General features: G+C 39.7%; 13 protein-coding genes, 1 tRNA gene and 2 pseudogenes. 6 read left to right on the top strand and 10 right to left on the bottom strand.

The annotated features are described in order from the left end of the window. Window positions 1–170: 170 nt before the first annotated feature. From OHT75_RS15605 to OHT75_RS15590, 4 genes are all read left to right on the top strand, one after another. On the top strand, window positions 171–2,153 hold the full coding sequence (locus OHT75_RS15605) for a nitric oxide reductase activation protein NorD (protein WP_264728296.1): 1,983 nt from the start codon (window positions 171–173) through the stop codon (window positions 2,151–2,153). Between the two features lie 75 nt (window positions 2,154–2,228). Beyond that, window positions 2,229–3,053, top strand: coding sequence for a CbbQ/NirQ/NorQ/GpvN family protein (locus tag OHT75_RS15600; RefSeq protein ID WP_319803641.1), 825 nt, complete (start codon window positions 2,229–2,231; stop codon window positions 3,051–3,053). 30 nt (window positions 3,054–3,083) lie between these two features. Further along, window positions 3,084–3,746, top strand: coding sequence for a cytochrome c oxidase subunit 3 family protein (locus OHT75_RS15595; protein ID WP_264728294.1), 663 nt, complete (start codon window positions 3,084–3,086; stop codon window positions 3,744–3,746). A 47-nt stretch (window positions 3,747–3,793) separates the two neighbouring features. After that, entirely contained in the window at window positions 3,794–4,201 is a 408-nt protein-coding gene (locus OHT75_RS15590) for a cytochrome C oxidase subunit IV family protein (RefSeq protein WP_264728292.1), read from the top strand. Between the two features lie 102 nt (window positions 4,202–4,303). Here the strand turns inward: OHT75_RS15590 and norR are convergent, their stop codons facing one another. The 8 genes and pseudogenes from norR to OHT75_RS15550 form a co-directional block, all read right to left on the bottom strand. Continuing rightward, window positions 4,304–6,049 carry a nitric oxide reductase transcriptional regulator NorR gene (norR, locus tag OHT75_RS15585; protein ID WP_264728290.1) on the bottom strand — a complete coding sequence of 582 codons (1,746 nt, stop codon included), beginning with the start codon at window positions 6,047–6,049 and terminating at the stop codon, window positions 4,304–4,306. A 181-nt stretch (window positions 6,050–6,230) separates the two neighbouring features. After that, complete coding sequence (locus OHT75_RS15580) at window positions 6,231–6,545, bottom strand: cytochrome C oxidase subunit IV family protein (RefSeq protein WP_264728288.1); 315 nt, start codon at window positions 6,543–6,545, stop codon at window positions 6,231–6,233. Window positions 6,546–6,576: 31 nt separating this feature from the next. After that, entirely contained in the window at window positions 6,577–7,224 is a 648-nt protein-coding gene (locus OHT75_RS15575) for a cytochrome c oxidase subunit 3 family protein (protein WP_264728286.1), read from the bottom strand. Between the two features lie 315 nt (window positions 7,225–7,539). Then, a pseudogene (locus tag OHT75_RS15570) lies at window positions 7,540–8,791 on the bottom strand (IS4 family transposase). A 665-nt stretch (window positions 8,792–9,456) separates the two neighbouring features. Beyond that, window positions 9,457–9,603 (bottom strand): annotated as a pseudogene (locus OHT75_RS15565) (IS982 family transposase); the annotation flags it as partial. Window positions 9,604–9,698: 95 nt separating this feature from the next. Next, window positions 9,699–12,830 (bottom strand): site-specific integrase, encoded by a 3,132-nt coding sequence (locus tag OHT75_RS15560; protein WP_264728284.1) that lies wholly within the window; start codon window positions 12,828–12,830, stop codon window positions 9,699–9,701. After that, on the bottom strand, window positions 12,800–15,337 hold the full coding sequence (locus tag OHT75_RS15555) for a hypothetical protein (protein ID WP_264728282.1): 2,538 nt from the start codon (window positions 15,335–15,337) through the stop codon (window positions 12,800–12,802). The genes OHT75_RS15560 and OHT75_RS15555 overlap by 31 nt, the downstream gene beginning before the upstream one ends. Continuing rightward, window positions 15,334–15,942 carry a hypothetical protein gene (locus tag OHT75_RS15550; RefSeq protein WP_264728280.1) on the bottom strand — a complete coding sequence of 203 codons (609 nt, stop codon included), beginning with the start codon at window positions 15,940–15,942 and terminating at the stop codon, window positions 15,334–15,336. Before OHT75_RS15550 ends, OHT75_RS15555 begins: the two co-directional genes overlap by 4 nt. 248 nt (window positions 15,943–16,190) lie before the next feature. Between OHT75_RS15550 and OHT75_RS15545 the strand changes: the two genes are divergently transcribed. Then, window positions 16,191–16,267, top strand: a tRNA-Val gene (locus OHT75_RS15545). A gap of 345 nt (window positions 16,268–16,612) precedes the next feature. Here the strand turns inward: OHT75_RS15545 and OHT75_RS15540 are convergent. Next, window positions 16,613–21,412 (bottom strand): CHASE domain-containing protein, encoded by a 4,800-nt coding sequence (locus tag OHT75_RS15540; protein ID WP_264728278.1) that lies wholly within the window; start codon window positions 21,410–21,412, stop codon window positions 16,613–16,615. Beyond that, complete coding sequence (locus tag OHT75_RS15535) at window positions 21,409–23,490, bottom strand: two-component system response regulator (RefSeq protein WP_264728276.1); 2,082 nt, start codon at window positions 23,488–23,490, stop codon at window positions 21,409–21,411. Before OHT75_RS15535 ends, OHT75_RS15540 begins: the two co-directional genes overlap by 4 nt. Before the next feature lie 401 nt (window positions 23,491–23,891). Here OHT75_RS15535 and OHT75_RS15530 point away from each other — a divergent pair, with 401 nt between their 5' ends. Beyond that, complete coding sequence (locus tag OHT75_RS15530) at window positions 23,892–25,445, top strand: methyl-accepting chemotaxis protein (protein ID WP_264728274.1); 1,554 nt, start codon at window positions 23,892–23,894, stop codon at window positions 25,443–25,445. Window positions 25,446–25,493 lie beyond the last annotated feature (48 nt).

Raw genomic sequence — 25,493 nt, 5'->3', positions numbered from 1 at the left:
GGACGGCAGGTTATTGATGGCTGTCCCATTTTAATGCTTGAGAAGGTGAGCTAGTTTTTGCCAGCTGGGTAAGTGCCCACCCTTTTACTTGGCTGGATTTTATTGATTAGTATCAGCGTTTTTAATCTCACATAACATAAACGATTCACTATTTAATTATCGAGGTAAAAATGGAAGAAGTCGTTGGCAAAATATGGGACAAATGGATAACATCCCAAGTGACTACTGACCATGTTGATACCAAGGTTCATTTCAGTGAATTACAATCACAGTTGTTAATTTATTACCGTGCAATGGGCGGCGATGGCGCAAAAAGTATTGAAATGGCTGAAAAGCGTGAGCTTAATATTCATCGCAGCACAATGCAAAAAATTGCTGGCAGCCATAAGCAATTCTATGTAAGTTGGCAGGATGAGCGCAGCCTTAGATTACCGCCTTATATCGCCTTATTTACCGATAAAAATCTTAATCAGTCGCTATATTTTTGGCTCACGGCATTAGCAGCCCAACTAGATAAACAGCGCCGCAGTGCTCAGCTAAACACTCATGATACCAATAACCATGATGCAAATAATAGCGGCTCTGTACTTAATCAAAATGATTGGTTTAATGACAATCAGCAGGCCACTTGTCATTTAATAACTGAATATGCGGGCCTAAGACGACTTTACAGTACCTTAGCGCACGAAGTACTGCGTCTGCGCAGTATCGAAATTGACGCATCCCTTAAAAAACAACCAACCTCTTCACTAAGTCACCATTTATTTAAAGGCGATTTTTTCAATAAAGATAATGACTTAGAGCAAGCAGAGAAAGCCATTGCCACAGTGCTTAAAATTCCTGGGGTCATTAATCAATATCCCCCTTGCAGTAAAGACGTGCTGCCTGTGCCTTTATGGCTTTATCCGCCAATAGATGTACAAGGTCAAGGGGCTAATTTTGACCCTATGGACGAAAAAAATAATCAGAAAAACAGCAAACGAAAACCGGGCGAACTGCAAGAAATTGAGCAACGCAAGAAAGCGCAATACGCAGACGACAATCGTAAAACCGATGGTCTTTTAGTGTTTCAAGCTGAAGCCTTGATGACCTGGACTGAACAGATAAATTTAGATCGCTGCCAAAGCGATGAAGATGATGATGCCGATGTCACTCAAATAGCCAAAGATTTAGATATCATTAGTTTGTCTCGTCACAGAAAAGCCAATGCGGCTCGGATTCGATTCGACTTAGATTTACCCGCAGCCGCTCAAGATGATTTACGTCTTGGCGACGGTATTCTATTACCTGAATGGGACTATAAGCAGCAACGTTTAGTTGACAATGCTTGTGTGCTGCAAACCATGATAAGTGATGATGTTGAGCCGATGGCGTTATCCAGTGAATACCAAAAACTTAGCCAAGATATTCTGGCATTGTTTGCGCACATAGGCTTAACCCCAAATCGTCGAAAAGCCCAGCCAAGTGGTGATGAAATCGATCTTGATGCCTGGATTGATAATTTTGCTTTACCGGTTAAAGACAGCAGTAAACAAGCATTTTATATTGATACTCAGCACCAAAACAGAGATGTGAATTGTCTTATTCTGGCAGACCTATCACTATCTACCGAAGCCTATATTGATGATAAACAAAGGGTCATTGATGTTATTCGTGACAGTTTAATGGTGTTCAGTGAAGCATTGACGCGTCTGGGTGATGACTTTGCTTTGTATGGTTTTTCATCGGTGCGCAGTCAACATGTTCGTTTTCATATTTTTAAAAATTTCGACATGCCCCATAGCGATCATGTGCGTGGCCGCATAGCCCGCATCGAACCTGGTTATTACACCCGTATGGGCGCCGCTATTCGCCAGTCGAGTCAGTTATTGTCGCAGCGCGGCGGAGCGAACAAGGTGTTATTGATCATCACCGACGGTAAACCAAACGATTTAGACCAGTATGAAGGCCGTTACGGTATTGAAGATACTCGCCAAGCGATAGTTGAAGCCAAACTATTAGGTTTAGTCCCCTATTGCGTCACCATAGATAAAAAAGGCCATGATTACTTGCCTTATCTATTTGGCAGTAATGGCTTTGCTATTGTGAGTAACGCCAGTGAGTTACCGCGAGTATTACCTAAAATTTACCTGCATCTTACAGCAGTGCATTAGTCACTTTTAATGTGAGCCTTAAGTTAGCCTAAACTTTATTTAATTTATCCATTTTGCGCGATAAGAGAGCCCGTTATGACCTTAGACACCCGCATTGAAACAGCGACAGAAGCAATGACTAAAAAAGCCAACAGCTGTTACTACCAAGTGCAAGACAACGAAGTCGACATTTTTAACTTTGCCATGGCACACAATTTACCGATCCTTATTAAGGGACCAACCGGCTGTGGCAAAACGCGTTTTGTAGAATATATGGCACAAGAACTTGAGCGCGAATTAGTGACAGTGTCTTGCCATGATGACTTAACCGCTGCCGATTTACTTGGACGTCATTTAGTCAGTTCTGACGGCACATTTTGGCAAGATGGCCCGTTAACTCGTGCGGTGCGTAATGGTGGTATTTGTTACTTAGATGAAATTATTGAGGCGCGTAAAGACACCACTGTAGTCTTGCATTCGTTATCCGATCATCGCCGCGAGCTGTATCTTGAACGCACAGGTGAGGTGATTAAAGCCCATAAAGACTTTATGTTGGTGGTGTCGTATAACCCAGGTTATCAAAATATGATGAAAGGGCTTAAGCCTAGTACCCGTCAGCGTTTTGTGGCGATGTCTTTTGACTATCCAACCCCAGAAAACGAGGCTGATATTCTAGTACATGAAGCGGGGATCAGCCTTGAATTGGCTAAAACCTTGGTCAAATTAGGTGCCGATATTCGCCGTTTAAGTGATATCGATTTAAAAGCCGCGGTATCGACCCGTTTATTGATCTATGCAGCAAAAATGATGTCCAGTGGCTGTCACGCTCAAATGGCCTGTTTGCATTGTATTATCGAGCCATTAACCGATGAAACTGAAACCAATAAAGCGTTATCTACCCTTGTTAATGCCCATTTTTAAGCCGCAATCACGACTGACTCTACGGTTAAAATGATGCCCGAACTTGAACATAAGGCAGAATCTGCATCATTGCTGAGTCTGCAGGAACTTGGTGATCACCAGGTAGATAGTCAAGGTGGCCTAGCTGAACAGAACCCGACGCCAAAAGCGCCGGGTTCATTAGCGGTATGGGTATTTATTTACGCTGAACTGACTGAATTCGGGCTGTTTTTTATCTTATTTTTAGTGGCTAAAGCCTATTTCCCGGCAGACTTTAGCCAAGGCCCACAAAAGCTCAGCACGCTTTCTGGCCTTACTAATACACTGATATTACTTTCAAGCAGTTTATGCGTGGTTAAAGCCATGGCAGCGATTAAGCTTGGCAATACTAAAAGTACAATTAATTGGTTACTGCTCACCATCACTGCAGGCGCCTTGTATTGCGGCGTTAAATATTTGGAGTTCGGCCGTAATGAAGCCTTGGGAATTAGCCCCAGAGATGACTACTTTATTGCCGCTTACTATTACATTGGTTTTAATCATTTATTGCATGTGTTGATAGGCATGGCCACCCTAGGTTTTGTGGCATTATTAACCGCTTTTGGCTTTTATGACGCTAAAAACCATGAGGGATTAGAAAGCGCAGCAACCTATTGGCATATGATTGATATGGTGTGGATTATCATCTTTCCGCTTTTGTACGTACTGCATTAATGCATGTACTGCGCTAAAGCGGTAATGGCTAGAAAAATCGAGTGGATATGACAAATAGATTATTAAAGTCACTTATGCAAAGGTTAAAGTCGCACATTAAGCTACGATTGACTCCAGCACTTAGCGTTAACATTAGCACTCGCATTCGACCTATTTGGGTGTGGGTCATTTTAGTGTTATTAACCCTATTAAGCGCCGCGATTGCCGAAGGGACTTTGATAAAGCCCGCAGTTGAAAATAACATTCAACTCATTGACGTTAAGCAATTAATCCACATAAATCACATCAATCAATTAAGCTTACTGCTGGTATTGGGAATAGTGTTGGCCAAAGGTTCATTAGTCATTGACTACTTTATGGGACTTAAACACACCCAAGGCTGGCCACAACGAATAATGAAAAGCTACCTTGTGCTAGTTCTATTGTTGATTGGCGGATGTTTTATTTTGTATTAATTAATCTCTTCCAAGCTTTATCTTTCATTATCAATTTACTTAGATAACTAATATCTACATGGGTGTATACGTAACGTTTGAGCATTTAATAAAATACTCACCTTAAGATATCAACCCTAATCGCTTGGCTTGGCGGTGCAGATTTCCCCTATCTAATTGTAATTGTCGTGCGGCTTTAGCCCAAACGTGGTTATTGTCCTCAAGACTTTGGCGTATGACGTGGCGTTGAAACTCTGCCACCTTGTCGTTAAAAGACTGACCTTTGTTTAAAAATAGTGAATGAGTATTCTCACTATTATTTAGTTGGTTATCACCATTTGCGTTATCGGTTGCTGTTGCGGATGTTACGACAGAGATAGCCGGCTCTGATTTAACAATGTCTTGATTGGTAAGCCCTTGCTTAAACTGCTCTGACTTTAAAGTCTCTGGCTTTAAAGGTGCTGATGAAGAAAATTGAGCTGCTGATGCGACTGATAAAGAGCTCCTTGGCTGGATGGATACTTGTTTAAATTGTTCACCTGCAAAAGTTAAGTGATGACGTTGAATGATGGTGACACTTTTGCCTTCGGCACTGGCTTTGAGGGCGGCGCGCATCAACACATTTTGTAATTCACGAACGTTACCTGGCCATGAATAAGTTAACAATATTTGCATGGCATCTTCACTTAGGCGCACGGTTTTAGCGCTACTTAAGCCTATTTTGTGTTTTAGGTTGGTGACTATGTTGCCGCACAGGGGCGGAATGTCGCCTTGGCGTTCACGTAGTGGTGGTACATGCAGCGGATAAACACATAACCTATGGTATAAATCTTCACGAAAATGACCTTCACTCACCGCATGAAGTAAATTACGGTTACTGGCAGCTATAATACGCACATCAACATGGATGTTGCGATCTAGCCCCAAACGCTGAATTTCACCATCTTGAATAACCCGCAGCAGTTTTGCCTGTAACTCTAAAGATAATTCACCTACTTCGTCTAAAAACAAGGTGCCCTGGTGGGCTAATTCAAATTTACCCATACGATCTTTAGTCGCACCGGTAAACGCCCCTTTAACATGACCAAACAGCTCACTTTCAGCCAAAGTTTCTGGCAATGCAGCGCAGTTCAATTGTACTAAAGCTTGCTGTTTACGCTTAGATTGGGCGTGCAAAGTACGGGCGACTACTTCCTTCCCAACACCGGTTTCACCACTGATCAACACGCATAAATCGGAATTAGCCACAATGCGAATATCGTCTTTAAGCGACAGCATACAAGGGGTTTCACCAATAAAATCTGACTTCTTTAATGGTTTTTGTTTAAACGAGCTTTCAATATCATTGGCCGAATGACTTTCTTGACGCTCAAGTAGGGTAAGCAAGTTAACGTTACGTATAGTGGCTGCGGCAAGGGCGGCTAAAGTGGCAATGCTGATATCGCTTGTGGTATCAAATGCGCCGACGTTGAGCGAATCTAAGGTGAGTACACCTACTAGTGTATCTTCTACATATAAGCTACAGCCGATACAGGCATGAACATCTAACACGCGTTTGGGATCGATGACTAGGTAACCATCATAGGGATCGGCAAGTTCTGAATCTGCATTAAAACGAATAGGGTGGCGGGAGGCCATAATGGCTTCTAACCTTGGGTGCTCATGGGGCGCAAAGCCCATACCAAGCACTTCAGGTAATAGGCCGTCAACCGCAACAGGTACAAGTTCATTGCCTTGGTATTCTAATAAGGCAACCGCATCACAGGGCATGACTTGATTAACTGCAGTCATAAAGCGTTGATAAAGCGCTTTTTTAGGCAAGCTTTGGCTAAGATCTAATGCAATATCCAGTAAGGTTTGCGCTAACATGACAGGCTCCGTGGGGTAATTGACAACAAAATAGCTATGCCGCGATTTTATGTTGTCAATATATCAACGCCTAAGATTTTGTCCTGCAATAAACCGATAGAGTGTGAACAACTGCACAGTTTTATCGGGTGACTTAATGACTCCTGTATTGGTTCCGCTATGGATTCATACCGTGTCATATTTAAAGGTAAAGAATTAAGGTAAGCAGTAGCGGGATAATAATGGGATAACTTAACGCTAACCAACGCCAGTGTTTAGGCGCGTGACGCATTTCCATAAATGTATCTACAATTTGCACACCTTTAACTATGGTCATTAATACGATGATTAAAATGCCAATAAGCCGCACGCTGGGTCGTATGCTTTCTAAAGACAACGCATTTGAAGACAGTAAAGCTGCGGGGTAATAACTAATAAACGTAGTAAAGCAGGTTAGTCCGACCAAGATAATGGCGGCAACATGTATAGATTTAGTATTACTGACATATGCATTCATAGGGGTATTCCTGTCATTTTTAAGTAAAGTCTTAATGGGCAATATAAATTAAGAAAAAGACTAAAATCCATACTAGGTCGACCATGTGCCAGTAGGTCGCCGCGGCTTCAAAACCTTGATTTTCATTGGTGCTATAAAAGTGTTTACGGCTTTGTTTATACAAATAAAATAAAATTCCACAACCTAATACTACGTGCATAAAGTGGAATGCGGTGATCAAAAAATACAAGGTGAAAAAATCATTAGTAGACAGACTAAAACCGGCATTAACCAGTAAAGAGTACTCATAGCTTTTAGCAATCAAATAGATAAAAGCAAAACATAAGCTGGCAATAATGTGTTTACCTACTTTAGGGTTGTCGCCGCACTTTGCCGCGTCGAGCGCTAGCGCGACAAAATAGCTGCTGATCAATAAACTTATCGTACAAGCAAGTCCTATGCTGATATGTATAATCTCTTGCCCTTGGGCAAACATTTGTGGCTCTAAGCGTTTCATTACCGCAAAACCGATAAAAAATAGCGCAAACACGGTTAACTCCATCATGATGACAAACCACATAGCAATGTCACCGGGTAGCCTAGTCTCGGGTGCTGTAGCGTTTGATACCTGACATGGTTGTTGATATGAGTGATGTGTAGATAAACGAGCCTGTTCATCGATAATGGCAAGTGGCGACATGTATCACCTTCAGAGGTAAACTATTTGAATAGTACAAAGCAACAATCGTGCCTATGTTTAAGAAGTTTTTGTTAAATGGCTATCTATTTGAAAAATAATGGTAATTAATGGGTGTTATTGAGGTTAAATATACAGGCATGTGTTAATTAGACACGGCTCAGGCTGAAAATGGATGAGGCTCGATATTCATAGAGATAATTAACATAAAAACTCACCATAACAGGAGTTTTGTATATTTTAAAGTGTGCTAGCAAATGATGAAATATATAGAATGGCAATGGTAACGTTGTCTATATGAGTTACATACACTGGACCTTAAGCATTAAGGCCTGCAAAAATTCCATCTAACGTTATGTCTTTTATAGATTTTTTGCTGTGACTTTTTTGCGTTTCTTGTTATGTAGCAGACCGCCCAGGCTATCTTTTCTGTTATTTCTGACCAAGCCCGATGACAGATACATTCAAAAATCGGCAGCAGCCAAACGTCCACATTCTTTGCTGCTTTGAACAGCGAAACTGAGGGCATGATGCGCATCGCTGTGCTGCGTCTGATAATAAGTGCCAGCAGGCTGGTCCATACTAGGCCGTCAACTATCGCTTTCTGCGCGGTGGCAAATCTTTGCCAGTTTGTATGTGATTTCAACTCTTTGAACAGCAGCTCAACCTGCCAGCGGCAGCGGTAAATCGCCATAATGTCATCGGCTGAATAAGACTCTGTCGGTAAGTTGGTTAACCAGATGCAAAATCGTTTTTCTTCTGCAAACCAACTTCTTATCACTCGAAATTCCTGCGTCCCTCGCCGAACTTTTAGGTCAAGCACTTCAGAGCGGTTGGTGCGACGCGTGATGTCTTTAAGCTTAGGCAGCCGCCTCCCCTTAACATATCTAGCTTCAACTATTCTTGGGTTTAGTGATTTTTTTCCCCCGAAAAATATAGAAGTCTTACGCTGTTCCACATTGGCAAAATACTTGAATTCAGGATAGCCCGCATCAACCAGAAGCAGTGTATTTTTCATCCTAAAGGCCATGGGAAGATAGGTTCTTTCTGAAGCTGTATCAGCAATTATCGCCATTGCCATCGGGTTAAATATGCGCAATGACATGGTCATATGACACTCAATCGCGGTGGGATTACGCTTAAAGCGGCTTGGGTACACGTCTGCTAACGTCTTGTGGACATGAAAAGAACTACCGTCCTAAAGCAAAATATCATCAAAGTCAGACAACTTCTTCGGTAACAGCGCGCATTATTGGCGCGCAAATTGGGCGATAGCCAACTGAACCAGTTGCTTCATAAAATCGGCAAAGGCTGCTTTGCGGAGCTGATTATGAAAAGGTTTGTAAGCCACATTATCATTTTCTGTCAGGCACATAGCATTAAACTGACGATGTAAGTCAGCAATGGCATGGCAGTTCCCTTTGCTCAACGCAGAGACCTGGCTCGGCACCAGTAACTCAGGTAGAACAGCGCGATTTCGTTGTACAAACCCTGTGCGCTTAGCCATTTTTTGAAGGATGTCTGTATTGAATAATTGCATAAATTGCTTTTTTAAGGTGATAATTGTCACCAACTTTATTTATTGCTCATGTTGATTTGTTTAACGACAATTATCAGATCATAAATAAGGCCTTTTTTCTATATAAAATATAGGTTTATTGCTAAATATCCTGTCTATGATATGAGTTAAGATAAAATACTTTGAGGCTAGGGGGGAACATCACGACACGTTATATGTGTCGATTGGGTTGCTCTCTCATTTACTGAGAATGATTGCTTTTGCTTAGGACGTTGAAGCCTTGTAGTAGCTCAGCTCAGACCTTCTTTTATTGATCTAAACCAAACTACTACTTTCAACCGATACCGAGCAAACATTACAGAGTATAGTTTTCGATGAACAACCTCAACCACTCTCTGAGTCGGTTCCACCCATGTTTTTGCTAACCTTACTCGTGACAATCGAGCTAAATGAAGCTCAGGATGGACGCGTTGCAATGACACCTTCTGTCATCTGTTAACAGAGTTGCCCAAACAATCAAAGTTCGGCTGTTGGTTTGCGAAATTAGAAGAGGACTGTATTGGCAATAAACAAAGTTAACCTCAGATCGGTTTAAGCCATCACAGAAATTGCATTGAAATCAATGTCAGTGATATTAAGTTGTGGCTTACTTTCTTTGATTTTGATATGCGATTAAACCGCTAATCATATTCTACATAAATCCATGCACACTTCAGTCGAGCAAAATATCCAGTGTAGTAATTTTTGAAATCACGATGATGAGACGTATGGAAGAGTATGATAATAGTCATTATTTCACTCATACTCATTCTGCTTGAACGTTCGCGTTTACGTGTGCCATCTGTTAAACACTGTTTTTTCATTGTGGAAATACTCAGATTGATTAGGCTAGGTGTGGATTGCTAGAAGGTAACAGCTTACCAACAATAAAGTGTTAGATAGGGTAAGCTAGTACAATTTATTTTTCTTGGTAGCTCAAAATAAGCAAAAAGTGTAAAAAACTAAACAGGCTTTTATGTCGTTGAACCCGCTGATATCGATTGTTGACCAATGCGATTTCTAAAAAGCCATTACCGTCATGTTTACCTAAAAAGCGTCCTTCACTCTCACTTGCTACTACAAAATTGTTTTCACTAAATCCGTAATCTGTGATGGTTTTTTTCCATCGATATTCAATAGCCTTTGATTGCTCTTTATCTTTAGTTAAATCTGCTCGATGAAACCTGAATTTTAAATGTCTATCTTTTAAGCCCATTAGCTGACAAAAACGAATAAATATTCTTGACACTGTTGAGTCGGGACACCTTAAAGCATAATCCTTTCCAGGTACGGCGTAATTCAATATTTCCATGCTCAACCTGACATTAGATAAGGTTAACGGTTCAACTCCAATACTCTTGTCGAATTTGTTGCAAAGATACATAAAGACTTTACTCGATTTAGCGACGAAAACATCAACTTTGGCAGCATCGTCGGCGTGATGTAATCTTGGAAAGGCTGGTATTAATGGAAGTCGCTTACTCACGCGCGGGTAGTGCTGATGAACTTGCTTAGCATTATTAAGCAGTTGCTGTAATTCTTCTAGGGGAACATTGTAATATTGAGAAGACTCGATAACCGAACTGACTTTTAAAGCGTTCAGTGCTCTAGCCCAAGTCATACTGCTTATCTCACAATTGGGTTTTATTTCTCTGACATAAGTTGAAAATGTAGGAACCGACAAGGATGACGTTAATGGTGCTGGTTGAATCGCTAATTTCGCGTCAGTATCTCTAGTGTAATAATTTAACCTTTCTGCCAAACTTAAGCCCTGTTCAGGTTCTAGCCAAGATACGCGTCCGACACATTCAGAGGTAAAATACTTAGTTAAATTAAAGTGTGGCTTTAACTCTAGGTAATACAAAATATCTTTAAGGTGTAAATAGCTATTTAAAGTTGATTGAACATCTTTATGCCCCATTAGATGAGCCAAAATGAACATCTTTTTACGGCTATTCATATTGTAGCGTAATCGAGTTTGTAATCGTTGTAGGTAATCATCATCAAACATTTGATGATCGAGTATCGTTAATTGTGCACGCCCTTGCTTGATGATTCTTGGATTGAAGCGGCACCAAGACCAATTAGCAAAGCTATGACGAAGATGATGAATTCGTAAAGTATAATCTTTTGTAAAGTGGCGGATTAAATCTGTTATTAACTCATAAGCTTGATTGACTCGATTTGCATCATCAAACAATAGCGCCTTTTTGTTTGTTCCTGAGTGTTGTTGTATTTGATATCTCACCCGCAACTTTTCTATGGCTGTTTTTGGCCAAAGAGCATCTAATGGTAACTCACGACGAGCAGAAGTCGTTTTCAGCGAGCGATGTTGATTTGGTCTAACCGAAAGTTGCACATAGTCAAATGCATCTGTGGTTGGTGCCTTGACTGCAAATGAAAAGTCAGCCCAGGTTAATTTTGAAGCTTCATTCCTGCGTAAGCCGCTGTAAAAGCAAAAACATAACAAAAAAAAAGCATATTGATAGACTACATCATCTTCAACATGTTCTGTAATATACCCCAATACTTCATCAATATGACTTGGAGAAATTAAATTCGCGTCAACTTCACTAGAACTTCCAACAACATCGATATCGGATAGGCAGAGATCTCGAACTAAGTTTGTTTCAACTAAAAACTGTGCAAAATAATAAATATATTTTTTTCGTTGAGCTGAGGTAAAGGCTTCAGCGGAATCATTCAGTTTATTCGCCCAATCTTCACCCGATAATAACCCTAAATCACAAGTACTAAATACGGCAAGAAACGGTTTACTCAAGCTTCTAACGTAGTCCACTGTAGTAGCCAACTTTAAACGGCTTTTATAAGTACCTCCATCTTTTAACAGCGAGAATAACCAAGAGCATAACAACCAAAGATAAGGATTAGCTGTCAATTCAGATGATTGAAGCATATCACTCATAAAAGCTAAACATGTTACTCGTGGCTCATTGCGTTCTTTGAGCTGATTGAGTTTAAAAAATATGTCATCGAGTTGTTTTAAGGTGATATCAATAGCAATAAAGCAATGGTTGTTATTGACCATATGTCGCCATTGGTTAAATTTGCTTGTGCCTAGCTCACTTACCCCTAACAAATGAGGCTCTGAATGTAAGCATGCTTTATTTGTTAGTATCCGCATAAAAGGATGTTCTGGTAGTGCTTGGCTCACACTGGGCAAAAAATACATCTGATACTGTACTGGCCCTAAATGCAGGATGTTGTGAATTTTTCTAAGAGTCCGTAATTTTAGAATTGATAAATCTGACCAATCAAATTCAGATGTGGTGTTTAAGTACTTTACGATACATACTTGGATCTTTGATGAACTCTGATTGACGTTAACCCATTGCTGTAATGCCATTACCGCAACATCACTCAATATATATCTTTTTGGAGCTGTTATTGTCTGTTGTTTTTGCCAATAACAAATTCCCCCGACATAAAACACATCCTTGGGATGTTCAAGAATCGACAGAAGTTCCTGAGTCTTGCTCACATTAACTGTTAAATAGACTAACAGTGCAGCTCGTCCTAGTTTTTCGTTTATAGATAGCGCTCTATTTGGGCTAATTAATTCTTTATCGAGTAGCGTGTAAAGCATATCAACAATTGGTAGTTGGACGAGTTCAACCGGCGTTAAAATAGGTTTATCACGTTTAAGAGTGACAATAGACGGTATGTTAGGAGAATCTATGCCATGATGTTTTTTGGCATAGTTGAGTATCGACTGCAAAATCAACAACTGTGTTTGCTTACTCAAAACAGCTGGTTTTAGTTGCGCAATTAACGCCTCTAACTCATCAGGTAAAATTTTTGTTTCCGACAGAATGAATCGTTTTTTTAAATGCCCAAGTAAGTTTTTATAAGATTGATAAAAATCCGCTTCAACTTTACTTTGAGCATCATCAACTTTACTTTCAGTATCGTCTTCAACTGCATGTTCATTTTGTTCAACGAAAGCATCAAACACTTCTCGATACAAAGGGTGTAATTTTCCAGTTTCAATGAGTCTTTTTATGAAATGACGGACTTTAATGTTTTCCATCCCACCTCCTCAAATAATTCATCAAGTACAGGGACCATTTCATTTATGGCTTCAACATGACTTAACGCTGAATAATGGCCTAATGGCACTTCTCCGGCTTGCCAATGACCCATTTGGAAATTGATTAACTCAGGACAAATGTTTTTCTCTAGTAAATGGGATTTCAACCAATGGCGTCCAGCATTAGCTGGCAGTTGTATTTCATTTTTACAATAGTTCACAAGTTCTGAAGGAGATAAATTCGTGGCTACAACACTATTGCCTTGCCTATTTAAAAAAAAGAAAGGACCTTGTTCTTTACGTGAATTACGGATGACTTTGTACCATTGTGTTGCCTGAGAATGATTAAAGCTCAGTATGTTTTGCTCAACATCTACGATATTGTCAATCGTGCTACATAACTTTGGCAATAACACGCGCAATAGTGAACGTAAACACCCTAAGTGACGTTTATATTCTTTAAGTTGTGACGCTAAAACATTGGGAACGGCGACGATACGAGAATGACTAAAATCAGAATCGTCTTTATCACTTATCCCCATTAAATTTAATGACGGTAAAAATAAGGCGAAAGTCGGTAACGGATTCCAAGCCGCTCTATAACCCGTTCCAAATAGCAACATCCACGCAGTATAAGCTGTGAATGCATTATGATAATCAACTATATCTATTAATCTATGTTGAAAACTGGGCATAGATGCCGAGATTCGCCTTGTTAATGAGTTAATTAATGTTGATATGGCATCATTTGTCGGCGTGAACGATGACCCTATGAATAAATCTGCTTGATCAAAATGTCGAAGCTCAAATAATGAAATCGGTAGGACGTTGCCGGTGTAGCTTTCAATATCTTGTTCAACATTTCGCCAGAGTTTCTCGAGTTGTACGCTTCGAAAATGATCACTTACATTCGCGTAACTTCTCGCAACTCGAGTCATGTACATATGCACAGCATAGCTATAGTCGATAAAAATAGGATCGATAACTTCTGTTGAATTAAGATAATAACTTACAAAGTTAACCAAGCGTCGAACACTCACGCGGCCTGAAGCATGGCGATCTGATAGCTTTTTTAGTTTTCGAACTACTGATTGTGTGATTACTTTTGGATCTTTTTCCTTAAGGATTGGTCCAGTTAACTGAGCCCCTCTATTTGCAACTATTAGTTTTTGTAAAAACTCTGGGCATGACGTAAAAACCTCTTCTTTGACTTCTCTTAGTCCTTCGTTATTTAGCTTAGCTTTTGCGGAATGGCTAACATAGAAGAACCACCACCCTTGACCAAGTTCATCAATATACAAGCCTTGCTGTTTGCTAGATAAATCGGTGAACACCACTAAGCTTTGTACTTCTTCTACAGATTTACTCAATAACAACATTAGCCAAATCACTATCACCATTTCGCTGTTTTCAGCTTGATGACTCATCAGAATTAACTTTCCAGCGAGGAAGTTAAGCTCTTCAGGCATTAATAACTGTGTATTTTGTATGCCCATATTATGAGAGCGACGAACACTTGCGGTGACGTCAATTGCCGTTCGCTTTTGTACATGCTTATTGAATGGAATTGCAGTATCTAGTAGTTCGGTTTTGTCACGTTTAGTATCAACATCGCGGTTATTGATCACAAATGTCTGAGCAGCATATTGGTCATCTTCATTTAAACCTTCACTGTTAGGTATTAATGGTTCATCGGGAATTAATGCAAAAATGTCATTGTGAGCACCAACAATCGGAATGGCTATTGGATCAGCATAACGTTTGGGTAATCTGTCAATTGATGCTCTGCGACGACGGATATGCTTTGGTGGCCTCCAATCATTGGAAAAAAAATGGCACAGTGTTCGAAGATAATTTTTATGCGGTAGATATGGCCATGTTTCTTTACTATTAAGATATTGATCTAGTTGGTGAGCAATAGCCGTAGGTGAATCGCCTGTTGTATTGGGAATTGTCTCTCGTACATAATTCAGTTCAGAAACATTGGTTCTCATGAAAAGCCTGAAATTTGAGCAGGCATCTTCTTCTCTGGTTGACGATTCCCTTGCTAAGTCTTTATCTCTGAGGGTATCTAACACTGAATAATAGTGCTTGATGAATGCAGCGAATAATTCGCATGATTTTATTGTCAGGTTGTACTCATAAGATTTAAGTAATACAACATAGAAAGGATATTCACTACACCATCCTTTTTGATACTTAGTCCGATGGTATTCATTGCTGATATAACGGTCATCAACGTCAAAACTATAGTTGTGTAAGGCATCAAAAATATAGGTTGGCAAATGCAACTCTTTCATTATGGTGTGTGCTGAGTGAAAGGATATATTTCGAATACGGACTATCATTTGAATAAGTTGTTTGAGTCCTCCGAGAGATTCTGGGGCAAATATACGATCAACAAATTCATCAAGATCTTCACACACTTCGTCTTTGCCAATTTGCGGCATTTTGAGTTCGCAATATCGACAAATATGCTCTACTAGATATTGCTTGAGACTTGTCATTTTAATCTGACCGTTTTAGTGCTGACATGTAACCACTCGCACAATTGTTTTTTGGTTTTTATCATGGGAAACAGCGACTGCCATTGTGGGGAGTTAAATATTGATGGGTGTTCATCAGTGACAAACCACGCAGATAGAGATTGAGTGATTGAATCTCCAGTGACATTAACAAACTGTTTTAATAAAGGCCTAACAATATCATTGAGCATTAATAAATGGAGTATGTCTTTATTAGGGCGCCGAGGTAATACAATACATGGTACTAGAGCTTTGGCATCACCAGCATATATTTTACATAGCTTTTGATAAGTCAATAATCCAGAAATTAAACGATAATAACCAGCCTCAGTTTTACTTGCTAACAAGGGGGCTTGATATGAGTCGAGCAATATTGATGCTGGTGATTCGACGTCATCATCCGAGCTTGGTTTTAAGGTACTAAGAAGATTAAATGACTCACAAAAGCTTTTTAGCGATCGCTCAAGTTGAAGTTGATTAAATGCAATCATTTCTAATTTCACGTCGACTAACAACTTTTCTAGACTCTTATTGAAATGTTCAGCATGTGCATTCATCATGCCCCCTAAGCGACGAATAGTGGTCAATTTGGAAATTTCTATATTGTGCCTAATTTGTGCCTAGATCAAGTGTAACAATTGCGTTTTTTCTCTTAAATTAACGAAAATGAGATGCTGATTTCGATGTTAAAACTAGATATATAAAGGAGTATGGCTGTAAAATGAAGTTTTGAGGGAGTTATCGTCGCTGGGTTTATAACGTCTTGACATGGTAGGGGTCGGTGGTTCGAGTCCACTCGGGTGTACCAGTTTTATTTCCTTAAGCATCCCAAAATACACCCGTAGCTCAGCTGGTTAGAGCACTACCTTGACATGGTAGGGGTCGGTGGTTCGAGTCCACTCGGGTGTACCATTTCTTTTTCAATATCAAACTCTTACCTCTAAAACTCTCTTGTTATCAAAATTAATGTTGTGGCAAACCGATTAAGATTGGTGCCAAAAACTTATTAAATTCCATTAGCTCATATTTTTTATATAAATTTCATCATTGGCAAATTAATTTATTCAAAGTTTCACTTTATCTTAAGTTATGTCATGTCATGTCATTTCGGTTTTGCGCCTATTTAGTGCTAAACATGTTGGCACTGACAGTGTAATCCCATTATCTCATGGGGTAATGGGATTACAATTGGGGGAAGCGCACCGCTGGCTAGGTTTCTATTAGGGCTAGAAAGAGTAGGTTGCCAATACAAGCTGTTTAACTATTCGCTGATTTTATAAGCGGCAAGAGTATTTCGGCGGCAAGCTTAAACTGCAAGTTATCTAAATTAGCTTGAAGTTGAATAAATTGCTCATTGCCTAGGGCTTGTCGAAATGATGCGCTGTGTTGATCAAATATGTCTATGGCACTTAAATCCTGCTTTTGAAGACGTTGAACTATATCTGTTAGCGTCTCATTGTGCAGAGTCGTCGCTGCGCCTAAGGGTTGTTGTGCATCAAGCTGTGTTTTTTCCCATTCACAGAGTACTTTTTGACTGGCTTGATGTAATTTTTTTAATTCAACAGAAAGTGCTGTTAACGTATCTTTTACAGGTGCATCTGTTGTGTGCAATAGACTTTCTGCTTCAGTGGCCAGTTGCTGGATGTTTTGCGCACCAATCATTCCAGAAACACTTTTTAACTTGTGAGTTTGAGATGCAAATTGTTTTCTGACATCAGTGTTCGCATTATCGATATCTTCATCAGGTGGTAACATTAAATTAGCAAAATCAAGCAGCAAACTATTGAGAACTTTCATGAAAAGTGCTTTATCGTTAAGTAAAATCTGCTTCGCTTGTTCCTGGTTCAACCCTGCCACTTCTGGCCATTCATCTAAATCAGTTTCGGTTGCTGCATCTAATGGTGTGTAGGGCGCTTCTTTACCTCGATAGGATTCATAAGCCATACGTAATACATTAATCACCTGAGATGGGTTGATGGGTTTAGTTAAAAACTCGGTCATACCAGCCGCAAAAGCTTGGTTTTTCTCTTTGATTAACGCGCCAGCAGTTAAGGCTATAATGGGCAAAGAAGTTAATCCTAATTGATTGCGCGCTTGCCGCGCTGCTTCAAGCCCGCCAATTCCTGGCATTTGAATATCCATTAAGACCGCATCGTAATCATTAGCGTTATCTTTAAGGAGTATTAAGGCATCTTCACCGCTTAATGCCTCATCAACAATGGCGCCATTGCGTTTTAAAATGTTCGTGATGACATCGAGATTAATAGGCCGATCATCGACTACAAGTATACTCATGTTATTTAACCATTTGACCTTAACCGCTTCCATAAGGCTAGATTGGAATACCCGCTTTTTATTACCAGTATGGAGGCTAACAATATCATTAACGGCATTAAACAGTGATGATGAATTGACCGGTTTTAACAAGAAACGGTTGACTAAATTTTCTGGGTCATGTTGACTAATCACTTCTTTATCATGTGCAGAAAGCATTAATACAGCGGGCAGGTTTTCACGCCCAAATTGATTGGTTAGCGTTTTTATCGCATTTAACCCATCCATAATAGGCATTTGCCAGTCAACGATAATGGCATCTGGTTGTCTTAGCTTTTTATTGTGACGTGCAATATAGGTATCGACTAGTTCGACACCGTTGGTCACGACTTCAGATCGCCAGCCCAGCGCATTGGTCATTTTTCTCAACAGATTGGCATCAGTGGGATCGTCTTCAGCAATCAAGACAAATATCATTTGATTAACGCTGTTAAGATTTGATAGCTGTTTTTTGGTAACATCTTTGAGGGGAATATCAACCCAAAACTGACTGCCAACATCCTTAGCACTATCTACGCCAACCGTACCTTGCATTAACTCAACTAACTCTAGCACAATAGACAATCCTAAACCGGTTCCCCCAAACCGACGCGTTGTTGATTCATCCGCTTGGGAAAAGGGCTTAAATAAACGGGTTTGTGTTTCCGAAGATATTCCTATTCCTGTATCTCTAACGGATATTCGCTCCATTTTTTTATCGTCAGGTAACTCTGGCACATTATGTAACACCTGTGCAGACAGAGACACGTTGCCGATATTGGTGAATTTAATGGCATTGCTGAGTAAATTCATTAAAATTTGTCGAAGTCTGGTACTGTCACCATTCACCCAAAGCGGTAAATCTTTAGCAAACTCTGATTTGAACATGAGTTTTTTGGCATCGGCTTGTATAGCAAAAATGTCGCCGATTTCATCTAAAAACTCATGTAATGCAATTGGTTCTTCTTCAAGCGTCATTTCGTTAGCTTCTATTTTAGCAAGGTCTAACACATCATTAATAATACCTAACAGGGACTTACCTGAAATTTGGATTTTTGAGACTAATTGTTGTTGTTGATTTGTGAGTTTTTCATCCGCCAATAAATAACTTAAGCCTATAATGGCGTTTAATGGCGTGCGGATTTCATGGCTGGTGTTTGCTAAGAATTGGCTTTTTGCTTGGGTAGCCAATTCAGCGTCGGCTAATGCTTTGGTCAGTTTTTGTTGCTCCATTACTCTGATGGTAACATCACGCAGTGAAGCGATTACAAGCAGTTTTCCATCCATAGTGGATGAGCTTAAACTGATTTCTACAGGGAATGTTTGTCCATCAGCAGAAAGCGCTTGTATTTCCCTTTTTTCAGCCATTATTCTCTTTTGGGGTTGTTGTACATAACTTGTAACGTTGCCTTTGTGTTGTTGTCTGTGCTCCGTTGGGATGAGTTTATCGATGGGTTGCCCCTCTAACTCTGCAGGCTTATAGCCAAATAAATACACTGCTGCGGCATTGGCCATTTCAATCATACCTAGCTCGTTGACCACCAAGGTTGCATCAGGCGCCGCCTCCAATAATCCCTTAAATCTTAATAACTCCTTGGCCTGTAATTCTTCGTTTTGTGCCATGATGAAATTACGGTGGGCTATTTTGTGCTTAAGCCATAGCCAGTATTGAATGAACATGCCCGATAAGAACAGGCACACTAATGCCATAAACACTTTTGTTGTATCTTTTAGTGCCTTTGTTAAAAATAACCATTCTGAGGACGTGCTATATACGTGTAGTGCTCTTCCATCTTTATCATCAAGTAAAAATTGCCCTTCACTCACCAGTACCGATTCTTGCTGGTTTTGATAACCGACTAAACCAAACCAAGCTTGCCACCCATGCGAAGCGAGCGGAAATGTACTCAACCACGACTCACTATCACCATACTCATGGGCGAAGGCTTTATCCGTGTTAGGGTGAACCAGAAAATGTTCATCTTGATCGGTTACATATAATTGAATGTGATTAGCAATATCATCAGTTAAAGACGGTAAGATTAAATCAGCATTAACATTAATGATGAGAATGCCCAATGGGCTACCATCATTATAAAGTAGTGGTGTCGAGAATCGCCAAACAGGGCGTTGAGGTTGCTCTATTTTACCGAATTCACGATTAAGATTGATGTTAGATTGATAAACATTCCCCTCTCCAACGAGCAGTGATTGATTTATGTAAGGTTCATGTTTTTTTGATTGTAGTTCCTGCTCAGTAAAAACCTTTAAGTCTTCACCTGTTCGCTGTACTTTTACTGTTTCATTCCAATCATTACTGGCAGTGATAAAACGGACTTGATATACATTGGAATTTGCCAACATATAGGCTCTAAACATATCTTTGATATGTTTGTTTGCTTTAATGATTTGTTTCAGATCTTGCTTTGATGGCGTGGGGTTTGAGTCGTCTACCATCAAGGCATTGATTAATTGTGATGTCGAATTGGCAAGGAAAAGTGTGTCTTGTTGATATTGATTTGATACTTCACTGAGCATTGAAATTGCTGAGTTTTTGGTGTTTTCGAGATTATTTTTTAATGCCGCTGTATGATATTTTATAATCATCCAACTAGAAATTAAAAATATAAAAAGTAGCAATAACATGCCTAGTTGGCCTGTGCGTTTAAATTGAGCGCTGCTTAAGAAACTCACAATACTTTTTAATGAATTAAATTGATTAATATCGCTTAACTCATCTTTATTAATCGCCTGGCTATGGATTAAACTAATAATAAAAAGACCGAGGGCGGTAAGTAATAAGCCAAAAATAGCAATCAAACCGACATTGTATAGCCCCAATTTGTTTATTGATTGGGTCGATATTCCCACTGCCATTTGCCAATGTTGACCTAATATAGTGATATCACGTTTGAAGCTATATTCCGCAGCGGGGGCAGAGGGTTTGGTTCGGCTTTGAAAAAACGCCTCATCTTCTGATTTATGGGTCAAAGAGACAACCGCGCCATCGGTTAACGATTCTAGATCGGCAAGTACATCAGCAATCACTAATGGTGTATACGACCAGCCGACAACGGCGTCAACGCGTGATTCAGGTGAATCTAAAATTGCATCATCAGCATATATTGGCAGTAGGGCGAGTATGCCCATACGCTTTTTTTTATTTGCTTGAACGAGTGTAATAGGGGCGGTTAGAAAAGGCCTGTCATATCTGGCAGATGCAATCGCGGCTGTGCGGCGATTTTTTTCTGAACCAATATCTAGGCCAACAGCCTGCTGATTACCTGCTATTGGGTATATATATTGTATTATGAAGCGGTCGGTTTCATGGGGGGTGAGTGTTTTTATGTTAAAATCTGGCGCCCCGTCTGCACGGGCTTTTGCCAAAAACTCAGCTTCTTGATTTACAGGTACTCTGCGGATAAAGCCAAAACCAAGCGATCCTGGAAACTCCTTGGCTAGATTACGGCTATTGATGTAATTTTCAAATTGTTTGCGGGTGATATTGCGCACCCCAATAGTGTTGATTGCTGCTTTAGTGCCAATAAGGCCGTATTCATAATCTAGAAATCGTTGCTCGATAAGATTTTCGGTTTTATCTGCAAGCTCAGCTAAGTGATGTTTGATAGTATATTGATTGTTATAATAACCTAGCCAAGCACATATAGCGGTGATGAGTATACCGACGCATAACGCAAGCCAGCTGTTTTTAAAGGTAAAGTGAGCTATTTTTTTATTCTTCATATGTTGTAATTATCTTTTATTTCACTGGCAGCCACAGGGCGAGAAAAATAATAGCCTTGCAAACATGTCGCCCCCAGTTGTTTAAGCGCTTTTGCCTGTTCAATTGTCTCAACCCCTTCTGCTATCGAAGCTAAATTCATATTCTGTGCCAGGCTAATAATTGTACTGATGAGTATGTCTTGGGTGTTAATCGCACTAAGTTGTGCCACGAATGATTTATCAATTTTCACAACATCAATGGGTAAGTCTTTAAGATAACTCAAGCAGGAAAAACCCGTACCAAAATCGTCAATAGAGATGGTTATGCCTAGTGCACGGAGTGTGTGCATGTCTTGCTGTATATGGTCGATATTTTCAATCATTAGGCTTTCTGTGACTTCAAGTTCAATCACATTGGGACTGACTTGGTATTGCTCAATAGCGTTAAGTAAAAAAGGGACAAAATTGGGATCGACAAATTGTATTACCGATATATTGATACACACTCGCGGTGCTAATCCGTCTTGTGACCAGTGGTGTAACTGTTCAAATATGCGCTGAATCATTTGTTCTCCTAATGGAATAATTAGGCGCGTTTCTTCAGCAATAGGGATGAAATTGTCAGGGGATATAAGCTGACCATCTTCATCTTGAATACGCATCAGTGCTTCAACAGCCTTTAATTGGCCACTGTGGGCGTCAACTATCGGCTGATATAAAGTAATGACACTATTATCTGTGATGGCCTTTTTTAACAGGCTGTAACAGTGTTTTCTTAAAATATATTCAGACTCCATTTCCTGAGAATAAAAACAACAACCTTGATTGGAAGCATTTTGTTTTGCCCGTTGCAAGGCGGCATCAGCGTGTAACATCAATAACTCACCGTTATTCGCATCGTCGGGAAAAATGCTGATCCCCGCGCTGATTGAAAAATGTTCCATATCGGGGTAAGCAGAGATAATTTCTTTAACCTGCTCTCTGATCACCATCGCCAAATTAGCCAAGTCACTTGGCTTTGTTAAATTAGACGCCAGCACTCTAAATTCATCTGCATTGTGGCGGCTAAGTATTTCATTACTCTGCAGTGTAGATTGTATTATTTGGGCTGTTTTTTTAAGTATTTCATCGCCAACTTCAAATCCGAACTCTTGATTTATTGATTTAAAATTATCAATATCAAATTGAATTAATCCAATTTTGCGAGGCTTTTTTGGGGTAAGGGATATCTCGGCGTTCAACATATCCAAGAATAAAAAACGATTAGGGAGGTTGGTAAGTTGGTCGTACTGTAAACTATGGGTCATTATTCGTCCCATGGCATTAATTTCATTAATGTCATGGAACACAATCACGGCTCCGGTTACTTTATCGTCTGGTTCAATAAGCGGTGCTGCACTGTGTTCAACGCAAACCCAATGGCCATTTTGTCTCATCATTTGGCAGTTAACCGCCATTCCTACCTGTCTGTTTTCGTCTATGCAAATGCGGATGGGGTTGATATGTGGAGGGCCATCATTGCCAATTCTTAACGGCATCAGCTCTTCAATTATTAGCCCAATGGCCTTTTGTTCTGTAATTCCTATTAATAATTCAGCGGCAGGGTTGATATAGGTGACAGCACCATTTTTATCTGTAGTGACGACCCCATCACCAATAGAATTCAATGTGATTTGGTATTTCTGGGATAATGCTAATAACTCAAGCTCTCTGCGACGAAGCGCTAAGTGGGTGTTCACGCGCGCAACCACAATTTCTGGCTGCAGCGGTTTAGAAATAAAATCAACCGCACCAGCACTAAGGCATTTTATTTGCTCAGTTTCTGAATGATGCGCGGTAATAAATATCACTGGAATGTGGCAGGTTTGCTCGTGAAGCTTTAACTGCTCCAATACTTGATGGCCATTGATGTTAGGCATTTCAATATCGAGCAAAATCAGGTCTGGCAATGTTACCAGCGCTTGCTGCAAAGCTAATAAGCCGTTTTGTTCAAAAAACACATCCCCTGTTGATGATAACGCTTTTTTTAACACTTTGATTTGGTTGATATCATCATCAATGATGAGGATACGTTGCCTATAAAGCATCGAAGCTAACATACACTCTCCCTGTTATAATATGCTTATTCTTATCATAGATATGATTGATATCTTCCGAGCAGCGATAAGAATTAACAGTCTTTCCTAAGACTAGTACGGGTTTCAATATTTGGAAATAACACGTTAAAATTTTTGACATTTATTTTCTGTTTCCAATTGCAGCCTTGATAACGGCGTCCTTGTTTAAATTGGCGATTGTAACCAATTATTTTTAATCTAGTTTTTTGCGTTGTCTTTATTTGGTTTTATGGTGAAATAAACTTTCGATGTGATTTTTTTTAGATATTAAAACTTGTTTGTTTTTTATCTTTAATAAAGTTGAATTTTATTTTTGACTAATACTTTGTAGCGACTAGTATCAAATGAATTAAATGGAAATGTTAAAGCAGGGAAGTGAACTAATGAGAGTCAACAGTCCGTTAACCAAAGTTGAAAGGCACTTTTCTCCAGACACTAAACTGATTTCAGTTACTGACATTAAAGGCACTATCATTGAATGTAATGATGCCTTCGTTAAAATAAGTGGGTTTGAAAAAGAAGAACTTATTGGTAAACCGCACAATATTGTTAGGCATCCTGACATGCCAGCAGCGGCTTTTGAAATTATGTGGTCTCACATAAAAGAGGGTAAACCTTGGATGGGGCATGTTAAAAATCGTTGTAAAAATGGCGATTTTTATTGGGTAGATGCCTATGTTACGCCGATAACTAAAAAGGGTAAAATTGTCGGTTATGAATCTGTTCGTTCATGCCCTAGTCGCGAGGATGTCGCTAGAGCAGAATTATTATACGACAAAATCAATAAAGGGAAAAAAAACACTCAATCGTTACGCATACCTACAGAGTATTTAATACTCACGTTTTCAATATTATTAACGGCTTTACTTTATTGGTTTAACTATCAAGCTTTATCCGAAATAATGCTGTTAATTGGTGTCGTTAGCTTTGCGTTATTCAGCTCCTATAAAAGTAATGCCATTATTGCCTCCCTAAATCAAATGTTGAAAGCGAGTTTTTCTCATGAATTAGCTGCGAAAACATACACTAATTCTAATGGAGAGTTGGGATTGTTAAAGGTTGCAATCTTAAGTCAACAATCCCATTTGGGTACAGTTTTGACTCGTATAGAAAATTCAGCATCTAAAGTATCACAGGTATCAGAACGTGGATTGGAATTAACCGTTGAAACTTGTGGTGAAATTGAAAGACAAAAAGCTGAGACATTTCAGGTTGCAACAGCCATGAATCAAATGACAACAGCGATTACTGAGGTATCCCAACATGTTACTGATACTGCAAATCAAGCCGAAACCGCAAATGGTTTAGCCACTAAAGGTGTTGAAATTTCAGATGTAACCCGTCAATCGATTCAGAATTTACGGGATACTGTATCTGATATCAGTATTTCAGTGGCTGATGTTTCTTCACAAACTGCCTGTATTGCCCAAGCGGCACAGATTATTGAACAAATAGCGGACCAAACTAATTTGTTAGCACTTAATGCCGCTATTGAGGCGGCAAGAGCGGGTGAGCAAGGGAGGGGGTTTGCTGTGGTTGCTGATGAAGTAAGAAATTTAGCCAAACGAACTCAAGATTCAACCAAAGATATATATTCGATAGTCAAAGAGTTAACCGATAAAGCCCAAAATGCAGTAGATACTGCCAAACTTGGCACTAAGGCTGCGGATGAGGGGTTAGCGAAGGTTGTGGACAGTGGTCAAATGCTAGAGGGGATATTCAGTGCAGTAGAAAAAATTGCGCAAATGTCTACACAAATGGCCGCGGCAGTGGAAGAACAGGCCCATGTTGCTGAGGATATTAATAAGCAAATTGTTAATATATCGGACTTATCTAACACCAGTGCGGATAATGCATCACAAACATCGGAATCGATTACTCTTTTAAAAGACACTGCAGATGATTTGCATGAGCTTGTTATTCGATTTAAGCATTAAAAAATAATTAGGGGATTTGGCATTTATTAACTTACAGAAAAATAGCCC

Source organism: Shewanella subflava (genome assembly GCF_025971955.1).
Taxonomy (GTDB): Bacteria; Pseudomonadota; Gammaproteobacteria; order Enterobacterales; family Shewanellaceae; genus Shewanella; species Shewanella subflava.
This window is presented reverse-complemented; position numbering and strand designations above follow the sequence as displayed.